Origin of the sequence: Niastella populi (genome assembly GCF_002078015.1) — a bacterium.
In the GTDB taxonomy this organism is placed as follows: domain Bacteria; phylum Bacteroidota; class Bacteroidia; order Chitinophagales; family Chitinophagaceae; genus Niastella; species Niastella populi.
The window spans coordinates 1-11,609 of sequence record NZ_LWBP01000008.1; the positions used below are offsets into that span (position 1 = coordinate 1).

Sequence of the window (11,609 nt, forward strand, 5' to 3'; positions counted from 1 at the left end):
AACTTTTGCTTTTTTCATAATTGAATTGCTTCTTAATACAAAAAGCTAAACTTTCCATTGAATTTAATGCCAGCCTTAATTGTCCACAATCAAGGCTGGCAGGCTACAACCTCAAATGTGGAATCCGGATTGGTTCTATATACCAATTGTAAATTACAAAAGATAGAGTAGCGATTTGATACAGAGAAGTAGCGATTCGATATTATTTTCTTCCTTTATATTCCTTATTTAAGCAATGGCTATTTTTTTTGTGCCCGATATTCATTACACAAAAAACCTGGTGCAGTGCGGGCAATATGATGAGGGGCGCGTGGTAAATGAAGGCAAAGATGCATTGGAATATACCAGTCGTATTCCCAATTTCTTAATCATTTTTTAAAAGGGAAACCTGCGCCAAAGTAGAAAATGGATGGTATCACATGTGCAAGCAAGATTAAAAGGTATTGAAGATGGTTTTTAAAAACGAATGGGAACTATTGCCTCTTCAATAGTTCCCATTTAAAATGATCTCTTAAAAGCGATGTCTTATAACCGCTCGTGCCACCTTCCTACTTTTTAAAGCTTTGTATTTCATACTTAAATTGCACCTTTTCTAATTTTAAGAGAGAATGAAAATTACTTGATTCTTGTCGATACTTTGAAATTCATTTCGAAGTAACAGACCAAGTCGGTTCGTTGTTTTTCATTTTGTTAAGATTTCCAACAATTTCCGGATCCTCAGGTCTAAGTTTTGCAGCTCTCTCCTGCCATACCAAGGCAATTTCCCTTTTACCAAGTTTATAAAGAATGTTGGCATAAGTATCCATATAAGTATAAAAGGTAGCTCCTGCAAGGTCGTGTCTAAATGATTCTTCCATCCAATAAGCCAACCGCTTTAAAATAGCTGTATCCGTTGCTTTTTCAAAGGTATACCAACAATCATTGTTAAGATTCCAACAAACACCGGGATCATTAAGATCTTTTTTTGTATACGTTGCATCTATTTTTTTTATCTGTGCCTTACTATACTCTTCCCAATTTTTTGTCATCGAATACCACCAAACTTTTGCATCCATAGTTATCCGATCTGCATAATAGGAATTAAACCTAGTAGATATGGTTGCTAGTAATGAACCCCAATCAGGTTGATGTACAATACCTCCTTTTCTCACAGTATCACGTGCGGGAATACCTAAAGGAATGAAAAACATTTCCCTCATTATAGTAGGTGTAATTGTATTCTGAACATAATCTTTATCATTCATCTTAGCATTTATCTTTTCTGAATTCTCGTAAAATATTTTAAAAGGTAGTGATTTAGTATTTCTAATAAATTCCCCTACAAATTCAATATTATCCCTGGTAAACAGTTTCGCCTCTGGCAATTCTTTAATATATTTTAAAGCTATTGCCATAGCCTTATCTGTTTCTTTAAACTCTTTTAAAAACTTTAAATTATCCGGAGTATTTAAGATTGAAGCAGGGATTCTATTTAAATAATCTTCTGCAATTTTTTTGGCTAACTCGCTGCCTGAGAATCTCAAAGCCCTGGCAATCCCTTTCATTTCAGAAGTGTCCATTACACCTGGTTTAAAGTCAGCAAGCATTTTGTAAAATTGCTTCTTTGGATTCTGTGCATCTTTTCCCAATGCAATAAATTGCTGAGGATTAAGTAATCCACTAGCTTTATGCAGGGGGCTACCATCTGGCGCAAGAAAAATAAATGTGGGAAAAGCAAAAACATTGAAGTTTTTCTGAATAAATTCAGCGTCGCCATACCACCCCATCGTGTATTGATCATCTTTTTCTGTTCTGTCCATTTGAACTTTTAGGCTCAAAAACTTCACATTAAAAAAATTCCCGACTTCCTTTGATGTGTACACTTGATTATCCATTACTTTACAAGGACCGCACCACGTAGTAAAACAATCAATAAAAATATATTTGTTTTCGGCTTTAGCCCTCATCAAAACATCTTTCCAACTTCGCAAGGTTGTTTCAAACTTAATTCCTTGAGCTTCCTGTGCCCCACACATAAAAGGAATGAATATAAAAACATACAATAATTGCTTCATGACAAATAGAGCTTTTAGATAGTACTTTTTGGGCATTTTTTGAATGTTACCTCTTTCCAAATAAAAGATTTAATTGGCCATTTTAATATCCAAGGTTTTGATTCAGATTCGAATTCCTCTGCAAATCGGCAAGTGGAAGTGGATATAATTGATCCGTTGATTCCCAGGTTCCACCCTTTTGAACAGTAACAATGGCCATTATGACATCAACATTGTTAGTGCGCTTTAAATCCAGCCAGCGGTGTCCTAATTCAGTGAATAATTCAACACGCCGTTCCTGTAAAATAGCAGCCAATAAACTTGCCTTTTCATCTGCTGTGACATTAGGTAGTCCTGCCCTTGCTCGAATGACATTAAGATCATTTCTAGCCTCGGTTAATTTATTTTGCTGGGCCCTTGCCTCTGCTCTTATTAAATATTGCTCACCAAGTCTTAGGATCATGAGGTATTCCATTAAAGAACTAGATTGATATATTTTATACTTATACGGAAAATAAAAAGTATCCGCACCAGAAACAAATTTTCCCACCCAACCAATTTTTCTTTTGTCGGCACTATCAAAAGCATTCAATAAAGCATTGTTTATATAAAATGGTTGAGAATTATTTGGTGAATTTTGCAAGATAAATGTGTTTCCGTCACCTGTATTTTGATTTGTATTTGTCGGTTGTAATTGCCAAATTGCCTCTTTGCTATTTTTATTGAACACACCGTTTGAAATTGATACCGTATCAAATAATGAAGTGTTATTAATTACAGCAGTGGCTTCTATTTCAGCACTTGCCCATTGAGACGTATACAGATAAGATCGTGCAAGCAACGCTGTAGCCGCCCATTTGTTGGGACGTGATCTTTCAGTTGAATTGACTAAAACATTTGCTCCTACATATTTATCAGTAAGCAACGTTTGAGCGTCTTTTAAATCAGCAATAATATGATCCCAAACAAGGTTCTTTACAGTTCGTCCAATAGTCGAATTAATCCTATAATCACTTGTAAGTATTAATGGCACATCACCATAATAATTTACCAGGTAAAAATATAGGAATGCTCTTACAAATTTCGCCTCGCCCAGCAACTGTGATTTTACACCAGGAGTTAAACTAGTAGAACTGGTTAATCCTTCAATTGCAGAATTGACCTGAAGCAAACAAAAATAATAAGCCGACCAGTTGGTAAGATTAGAACTATTATTTAAAGCATTCTGATAAAATGCTTTATGCTTAGCATCTGTAGAGCCGCTCCAAAGCTTTAATTCGTCCGCGGAAAGCCCACTTTGCACTGATATACCCGACGCCCCGTTTAATAATCCCCCCAAGTTGGAATATATACCCACCAAATGGGCTGATGCTGTTGCATCGCTTTGATACACATTATCTGCATTAACACCAGTAACAGGAGCTTCTACTTCAACAAGTTTCTTACATGATGGTGTAAATGTTAGTTGCAGCATCAAAATAATCACTAATCGAAATCCGACCATTTTTCTCAATGAAGTCAAATAGTTATATTTTGTTTTCATAAATAATTTTTTATAAAAATCAATGCAATAAATCATAGCTTGATATTAATTCCGAAAGTAATTGTGCGCAGCGGAGGTAACGTTGAAACGTTCATCGTTTCCGGGTCAAGACCGCCTTCATAATTTGTAATGGTCAAAAGATTCTGGGCACGTATATAAAATCTGCACACATCGAGCTTTAATCTATTTGACCATGTTTTAGGCATTTGCCATGATAGGGACAAGTTCTTCAATCTGAAATAAGAGGCATCTGTATATGCAGCGTCACCTCCAGAGTATAGAGCCCAAGGGAAGAATATAGAAAAGCCCGATGAGAATTTCTGAATTGTTGTGTTATCACCTGGCTTCTGCCAACGATTTAAAACCGTCACTGGTTGATTTTGATTCAACCAACCTGGTAAATATCCAGGTTCATAGGAAATACCTGTTTGTTTTACATATTGAAAAAGAAAATCCAATTCAAATGCCTTATAGGATATACTATTTTGAATTCCACCGTAATATTTTGGGTTACGATCTAATATAATCGTTGCATCATTTTTGCTATCTGGAATTGATACGATATTATCTTTGCTATCATAAAATTCATAAAGACCGGTAGTTGGATTAACACCAGCAAAGCGATATAGTTTAATTATATTCAGAGATCTACCAATAAGGTATCGATTTGCATAGGTAGAATTTTCGAAATCCGGATAAGAAACTAATTTATTTCTGTAGATTGTTAGGTTAATATTAGTGTTCCATGAAAAGGCTTTCCTTTTCAGATTCACCGTATTTAAAGTTATTTCAAAACCCGAATTTTGAACTGTAGCAGGCAAATTCTTGCTTATAGAACTTGCACCAGTCGTACTTGGTAACCCATAAGAAACTAACTGATTTGATGAACGATTTCTAAAATAGCTCGATGACAATAAAATTCGGTCTTTAATGAACCCCAGTTCTAACCCTACTTCCGCTTTCTTAGTTTCTTCCCATTGTAATGCAGGATTATACAGGCCTTGTACTAAAAGACCATTGGTGCTTAAATAAGGTATGCCAACGTTTGTAGGATTATATAAATTAAGAAAACTGTAATCACCAACCTGGTCGTTGCCAGTCGTGCCATAACTTAAACGCAATTTCCCAAAACTTAACACGGAAGAAGTGTTCGATAGAAACTTTTCTTTGGAAAATATCCATCCAACTGCAGCCGAACCAAAATTGTGAAACCTATTTTCCGGTCCAAACCGGCTACTGCCATCACGACGAGCAGTTAAATTAACGATATATTTTTCTTTCCAGTTATAGTTCAGACGCCCAAATAATGCGTTGTATTTGTATGTGGAGTTTGTAGATGAACTGATTGTGACGGCGGAAGCTGATTTAATATCTTCTAATACCATGTCAGAAGTATAGCCTTGGCCACTTACTACACTTCCACTCGTATTATTTTGCTGAATCGTTAAACCTATCAGTAAAGACAAAGTTCCCTGCCCAAGAGTTTTCGAATAATTTAATTGAGGCTCGATGATCCAGGAGCGAATAGTGTTATTTGAATACTGTGCGGATCTTAGATCATTACCCCTAATAGGCCATCTCACTGGATCAAAATAAAGAAAAGGTACTCCATGAAAACCGTCAGTGTGGAGATTCGTATATCCGGCGCTATTTTTAATCTCTAAACCAGGGAGTATTTGATAACTTATAACAGAATTCATAATTAAATTATTCGTCAAATTCTTATACGGCCGGTGGACATACGAAAGCGGATTTGTCCATGTACCAGCCGCACCATTGGTCAATGGAGCCCAATTCAAAGAACCATCCGCCTTATAGAGCGGAGGTGCATTTGGTGCCAAAGTCATTGCGATTCCCGTTAAATCCTGGCTGCCAGGTAAACGATTATTATCAGAAACAAAATTTCCTGTGAGTAAAACTTTAAACTTGCGATTTAGGGAAGTATTTGATATGTTAAAATGCAAGGATGCTTTTTTATCAGCAAAATCCCCCGGAAAAACAGTTGTTTCCTTATGATAACTACCACCAATGAAAAATTGAGTATTATTATTACCTCCAGAAAGAGAGGCTTGTACATCCTGCCAGTTTGCGGTGCCACCTATCAATTCTTTTTGCCAATCGGTATAGCGGGTCGTATCCCAATATAAAAGGTCAGGCGAGTTAGAAGTTGTTGGAGTAATGTTGTCATTTTTAAGAGCCTCACGTCTCATTTCAAGATATTGCTGAGTGTTCATTAAATCCATAAACCTGGACACCTTCCCCCAACCAGTTTGTACATTCACATCAACAACTGATTTTCCGGCCTTACCTTTTTTCGTAGTGATTAGTATGGCTCCGTTTGCAGCTCTTGAACCATAAATAGCTGTAGCGTCCGCATCCTTTAATACTTCGATGGATTCAATATCGAATGCATTGATGTAATTAAAAGGGTTACCATTTCCAATTATATTTGGGGCATCCGTAAGTAATTGCGGAGTGTAAGGAATCCCATCTACAATATACAATGGTAAATTCCCATTGGCGATACTGTTTTGACCTCTGATCTGGACTGAGACAGGACCTCCTGGCAGTCCTGAAAGTTGGGTTACAATAAGACCAGGTACACGACCTTGCAATGCCAACAAAGGATTATTAACGGGTTGTTTGGCAATATCAGAGGATTTTACTGTACTAACGTTTCCGGTGTTCAGTCGTTTGGTAGTTGTACCGTACGCTATCACCTGTAATTCATCAAGGCCACTAATTTTTATTTGTAAGGTAGCGTTAACCAGGCTGCGGCCATTAAGAGTAATATTTTCTGTTTCATATTGTATATGGGAGATTACAATTACGGCATCTTCTTCAATACCTGTCAAAGTAAAAGATCCATCGGCATTGGTAAGAGTTGTTTTATTGGTTCCCTGTACTGATATTGTTGCCCCTGATACAGGCTCACCTTTGGAATCTACAACCTTTCCTCTCACATCAATTAGTGGAGGAACTTTTCTTTCAGCCGAACTGTTATCCTTTGGCTCAATGCTTATGTTTTTTCCAGAAATCACATATGTAAATGGTTGATCTTTAAAACAAATATCAAGCGCCTGCTGTAGCGGTATTTTCTCTGCCTCAATGGTCACCTTCTTTGCCTTTACCAGCCATTGGCTCTTATAAAAGAAAGCATAGCCTGTTTGTTGCTCTATTTCTTTCATAACCTTCACCAACGGAGCGTTTTTCTCAGAAAGAGAAACCGTCTGAGTTATTCCCTTAGCACTCACATGGAGGCATGCCGTTAATAATAAAATAGCTGTCAGTCTCATAATTCGCCCCACCTGCGGCGAGACATTTTTTTTTAAATAAGAGCATGTTAGTTTTGGCAAACCGCTGCTTATAGCAGTAGCTTGGCCCGTAGCAAAATCTTGCATAAATTTGCCATTGTAGGGTTAAATAATAAATCGAGTGTCGCTTGATTTTTGAATGACCTTACTTTAGTCATGCCGGATACCAGCCGGCATGATGTTTTATAAGGTGATCACTCAAAGGTGCTGGTTCAATGGTTATCAGTATGTGGCAAGTATGGTAAGATTGGTGGATGTTTTTCAGAGGGCATAGGAATGATTTCAAATAAGATTATAATTAAACACAGCTTTTAAACAACTGTATGTCCAAATTATATATTCTACCTTTTTCCCGATTTAGGAGGAGGTCCTACTTTTTCCGCCTGTAAGCCTCCTCCCCGTATTGGTAATGGTAAAGAAATTTATGTTTAATTAGTAAGAACACTTTAGGGCTTTGCTTTGTTAATGCATTTTATCACCTCTATCAGTTTGCCTGCACTGCAGCACGCAAACACTTCCTACGTTTATCTGAGCAAATTGCCAAATCTAATTTCTTACTTAAATAGCTTCTAACCGTTCTGAAGGCAGAGTTCAGTTGATTGTTGATTGTATTCTTTGAACGCTTCATTTTGGCAGCAATTGCCAATCGTCCAAGATCACTGTCATACAATAAAAACACTTCTTTTTCTTTCGTCGTTAATTGATCGATTGCCTCGTTATATATTTTAAGTCCTTCCGCTAATACCATTTCATCGGGCAAATAGTGATTAGATTTTACTTCTCTATAATCCGTCCATTTTTTTCGTAATCTTTTTTCTTTCTTCTGAATATTAAGAACATGGTTCCTCACCATTGCATAAATATAATCCTCCAAATTGTCTTCCGGCATGATACTGAGAACCGGCCATTTTAACCACAGCTTTAAAAAAATCTCCTGAACAATATCTTCCGTTTGCTGCTTTGAACCAGTCAGGTAAAAAGCCTTGCGTTCGATCTTCCCTTTGCATCGCCGGTAGGTGTTACTAAATTCCTCATCAAGTATTTTCTTATATAGAAGAGAATTATAGGCCTCACTCGTTTTCATAAATATGCAGTCATTGATTAGTTCGATAAAAGAAAACAATTTCTTATTCCCTACCGTGTTACAATGATTTTCTTACCTTCAATCTTGAAATGCACTCTATTTCGCTCTAATATTGTCAGCACTTCAGATGCTTTACTGTTCCTATTAATTCTTCCGCCATAGGTATCGCTGCTTACACCGCCCTGGTAAATTACTTCCACATCGTACCATCTGGCCAATTGGCGCATAACCGTTTTCAGGTCATCATCACCAAATTGGAAATATCCGTTTTTCCAAGCCACCGCTTGCTCTACATCGGAATTATCGGTCACTTGTAAAAAACTGGTTCCCCGTTTGAGCTGTGCCTGCTGACCGGGAGCCAGCATCGTTGAAATACCACCGGTTATGATTTTAATTTTTCCTTCCAGTAATGTTGTTCTTAATACGTCCTCGTCCGCGTAAGCATTGATATTAAAATGTGTTCCTAAGACTTCAATTTCCATGTTGCCTACTTCAACTTTAAAGGACTGTTTACCCCCTTTTCCATCTTTGTCTTTAAGGTATGAAGGCACTACTTCAAAGTAGGCTTCCCCGGTAATAAAAACTTTTCTTTCAGAGCCTCGAAAAGCCACCGGATAACGAATGGAACTTTCGGAGTTTAACCAAACGCGGCTACCATCTGCCAGTACAGTGGCATAAGTTTGTCCCTTGGTAGTCTGAAGGGTATTATATAATACTTCATCAGATCCGGCCTCTCCTCCTTGCTGATAGACCAGCTTTCCATCCTTATTAAGAACCTGTACACTGCCCTGTTGTGCCAGTTGCTTTGTTGTAGCCGTATCGAGCACTACCGTAGAACCATCTGCCAACGTCAACCTGGCTTTGAATTGCCCAGGATCCGCATCAGTTATTATAGGTGCCTTACTCTCTTCCACCTGCACCACCTGGTTATTCACCCTTTGCGACTTATACCAGATCAAACCGCCAACACCCAAGATCGTTATGATTGAGGCAGCGGCCGCATACATCTTCCAGTTGTTCAACCAAATTGTATTTAACTTTTGCGGTTTTACCCGAAACTGCAATAACTTTTCCCAGCTTCCCCGCTGCTCGCTCTCAATTTTAAGTTCATCCAATTGGCGTAATTCTTCTTCCAAAATTTCTTTGTCAAGGATCTGGTTGAAGAATTCCTTATTGTTTCCTTGTTCCAACCATTGGTTGAATTGTTCCCTTTCTTCCTGGTTCAGGTCAGGGTATTTCTGTAATAACTCAGCTATTAAATAATGTTCGTCACGCATGGGCTTATAGTTTTTCGATAGAGATTGGATGCAGGATGCCCTTCCACTCTTTAGTCGAATGATAAAAACTAATCCAGCCTTTAACCAAAATCAGGATTAACCAGATAAAAACGTTACAATTAATTCATTTTCGGTTAACACTTAATTAACCTTCTATTATTAAAACAAGATGGTGACAAAAAACGTGAAAGAATTCCTGGATTTTTTTTGGAGATTTTTTTTTCAATTGTCGCACAAGCCGATAAGCAGCATAATAAAGGCAAGATCCGTTTTCCCAAATACGGCTTTTAATTTCTTCATCGCAATCTGGCATTGACTGTTGACCGTATCGATGGTCACATTCAATCGCTTGGCCACTTCATTGCGCGGTATCTTTTCAAAATAACATAGTTTAAACGTCTCCCTGCATTGTGTCGGCAGGTTCTCCACTTCCTGGTACAATCGCTCAATTAAGGCTGCCCGGTAGGTCAATACCTCTATAGCATTTGCCTCTTCAACTGTGGGAACATGGGCCAAATGATCCTGATACCGCTTTTGTGTTTTGAGTTTGTGGAGATAATTGATGCTGGCATTTTTAGCCGTGACATAGACGTACTTTTTAAGTTCGTTAACCGAATTAAAATCTTCTACTTTCTCCCAGACTTTGGCAAAACTCTGTATTGCGATATCTTCAGATTCATCCTTATCCCTGGTTATTCTCCAGGAGTAAAGCCAGACATGCTGAAACAGATCATCAAATAATCGCTTGAATTCGGCCTGGTCCCCCTTCTTTAATGAATCTAAGTCAAGTTGCATCATAGTCCTTTGCTTCCTGCTTCAATAAATATTCCTGAACCTAACCCGGGTTAGCATTCAGAATAGGTTCATTGATTTTTTTACTGTAATACTGTTGAACAAAAAGAGTGATGTATGGAGTACAGGTCTAATGGATGAACAAGTATCGTTTAGGTTCAGGCTAAGGTTGAGATAAGGAAAGATAGAGAGGCAAAATCTTTTTTGCAAAGAAATCAACAAATAAAATTTTCCACGAATACTTGTATTTCCTTACTGTTTCCCTACTACAGCGAGGAAGGAATTAAATGCCGTTCAAATATCGTATTTAATTTAAAACTATTTAGCCAGATATACAAGGATTAACGCATATTCCAAATAAATTCAGTGATCGCATCCTATAGTCCAAACTGGAAAATAAGTTATATATAATTATTCTTAATTCATAAAATCAGCCGTTACTAACCCTAAAACAGATGCTGACTCGCAGCCAAATTATACGTAGAACCTCATCGCTTGTACTAGTTTGGTTTAAAATACATATTATCTACACCTTCCCCAACATTTTGATTATTTAATAATTGGGGAATTATTTTGTCTACGCACGTTGATTGAGTAAATTGAAATGGCGTTTACGAACGATTAACCTTTTCCTATGCCGATCTCTTTAACCAGCAATAAGGCCTTACAAGAACTCAATATTTTAATGGATTTGGGGAAACACCCGTCATTCCGGTTTCCTGCTTTTTGCATTGAAACGGAATTTATTGTCTTATTTACGCATATCATTGACCGAAGTGGGAACAGGAACAATGTTGTTCCCTTCCTGGACGCATTAATTAAAAAGGCTTTTGAGCAATCTGTAGACGAAATAAGCGACCTCCTGGATGAACACAACATAAGCGGTGCAGCAATTTTTAGTTTGATCTGCGAGAAGAAACTCATCCGCAACCGCGAAAAAAAGGCGCTTCATAAAAAGCTCCCGGGTAAAGCGAAAAACCTGGTGGACAGTTATGTGAACGGGTATAACAACTGGCTATTGGCGCACATCCTCTGGAAAGCCTATATACAATCACACGATCCTGATTATAGTTTTGGTATCCCTAAAGGAGAGGATGCCCCCTCGTCTGAAGCATTTTTATATGATCCCCAATATAAACCCCTTTGGGCATTAAAACAGGCTTACATCGAAGCCGGGCGCCCCACTCATGGCCATGCCGGCGATGATATATTTATCCGCCCTATTGCGGCATGGTACCAGTTACAAAAAAAGCGAAAGACGGGAAAGGCGCAAAATACTAAGCACATCAAATAATTGACATTGGTCAATTATTTCGAACTGGGAGTGACAGCAACACCAAACCTGATTTCGGGTTATAGATTATCAAATAAAAGAATAAAACCGATTCAAAACACACGAACAGGAATGTTACGATATGCATTTGCGTACCTGGCACCAGCATTAGTTTGGGATCATGCTGAAAAGTTAGGGAGCAGGAATGGTTATTCTTAATATAGAATGTATTCGGGCCATTTTTCCCTTTTTTAGTATATTGCACCAGGTTATACCATTGACAGCATTTATTA

At 37.8% G+C, this 11,609-nt stretch carries 9 protein-coding genes; 2 read left to right on the plus strand and 7 right to left on the minus strand.

What is annotated here, in order from left to right; translation table 11 throughout:
* Positions 1 to 235: 235 nt before the first annotated feature.
* Positions 236 to 379, plus strand: a complete 144-nt coding sequence (locus A4R26_RS34745) for a hypothetical protein (RefSeq protein ID WP_165760135.1) — start codon at positions 236 to 238, stop codon at positions 377 to 379.
* Positions 380 to 644: 265 nt separating this feature from the next.
* Here A4R26_RS34745 and A4R26_RS03860 read toward each other — a convergent pair whose 3' ends face one another.
* The 6 genes from A4R26_RS03860 to A4R26_RS03885 form a co-directional block, all read right to left on the minus strand.
* On the minus strand, positions 645 to 2,114 hold the full coding sequence (locus A4R26_RS03860; protein ID WP_133054527.1) for a thioredoxin family protein: 1,470 nt from the start codon (positions 2,112 to 2,114) through the stop codon (positions 645 to 647).
* A gap of 22 nt (positions 2,115 to 2,136) precedes the next feature.
* A complete protein-coding gene (locus tag A4R26_RS03865; RefSeq protein WP_165760136.1) occupies positions 2,137 to 3,576 on the minus strand; it encodes a RagB/SusD family nutrient uptake outer membrane protein in 1,440 nt (479 codons plus the stop codon).
* A 32-nt stretch (positions 3,577 to 3,608) separates the two neighbouring features.
* Positions 3,609 to 6,977: a SusC/RagA family TonB-linked outer membrane protein gene (locus A4R26_RS03870; RefSeq protein ID WP_081160724.1), complete on the minus strand. Its 3,369-nt coding sequence runs from the start codon at positions 6,975 to 6,977 to the stop codon at positions 3,609 to 3,611.
* Positions 6,978 to 7,374: 397 nt separating this feature from the next.
* The gene (locus tag A4R26_RS03875; RefSeq protein ID WP_133054528.1) at positions 7,375 to 7,974 is read right to left on the minus strand and encodes an RNA polymerase sigma factor; all 600 of its coding nucleotides are present in this window, start codon (positions 7,972 to 7,974) and stop codon (positions 7,375 to 7,377) included.
* A gap of 50 nt (positions 7,975 to 8,024) precedes the next feature.
* Positions 8,025 to 9,251 carry a FecR family protein gene (locus tag A4R26_RS03880; protein ID WP_081160733.1) on the minus strand — a complete coding sequence of 409 codons (1,227 nt, stop codon included), beginning with the start codon at positions 9,249 to 9,251 and terminating at the stop codon, positions 8,025 to 8,027.
* A 222-nt stretch (positions 9,252 to 9,473) separates the two neighbouring features.
* Positions 9,474 to 10,049 carry an RNA polymerase sigma factor gene (locus tag A4R26_RS03885; RefSeq protein WP_081160737.1) on the minus strand — a complete coding sequence of 192 codons (576 nt, stop codon included), beginning with the start codon at positions 10,047 to 10,049 and terminating at the stop codon, positions 9,474 to 9,476.
* A gap of 679 nt (positions 10,050 to 10,728) precedes the next feature.
* Here A4R26_RS03885 and A4R26_RS03890 point away from each other — a divergent pair.
* Positions 10,729 to 11,337 carry a hypothetical protein gene (locus A4R26_RS03890; protein WP_133054529.1) on the plus strand — a complete coding sequence of 203 codons (609 nt, stop codon included), beginning with the start codon at positions 10,729 to 10,731 and terminating at the stop codon, positions 11,335 to 11,337.
* Between the two features lie 10 nt (positions 11,338 to 11,347).
* On the opposite strand, the gene A4R26_RS35325 is transcribed toward A4R26_RS03890, so the two are convergent.
* Positions 11,348 to 11,609: hypothetical protein (locus A4R26_RS35325; RefSeq protein WP_207625670.1), on the minus strand; the 262-nt coding region annotated here is incomplete at its 5' end.

Excerpts from the sequence above, each read along its gene's own strand:
- A4R26_RS34745 (WP_165760135.1), top strand. The coding sequence starts at position 236 with ATGGCTATTTTTTTTGTGCCCGATATTCATTACACAAAAAACCTGGTG.
- A4R26_RS03865 (WP_165760136.1), bottom strand. The coding sequence starts at position 3,576 with ATGAAAACAAAATATAACTATTTGACTTCATTGAGAAAAATGGTCGGA.
- A4R26_RS03870 (WP_081160724.1), bottom strand. The coding sequence starts at position 6,977 with ATGCAAGATTTTGCTACGGGCCAAGCTACTGCTATAAGCAGCGGTTTG.
- A4R26_RS03875 (WP_133054528.1), bottom strand. The coding sequence starts at position 7,974 with ATGAAAACGAGTGAGGCCTATAATTCTCTTCTATATAAGAAAATACTT.
- A4R26_RS03880 (WP_081160733.1), bottom strand. The coding sequence starts at position 9,251 with ATGCGTGACGAACATTATTTAATAGCTGAGTTATTACAGAAATACCCT.
- A4R26_RS03885 (WP_081160737.1), bottom strand. The coding sequence starts at position 10,049 with ATGATGCAACTTGACTTAGATTCATTAAAGAAGGGGGACCAGGCCGAA.
- A4R26_RS03890 (WP_133054529.1), top strand. The coding sequence starts at position 10,729 with ATGGATTTGGGGAAACACCCGTCATTCCGGTTTCCTGCTTTTTGCATT.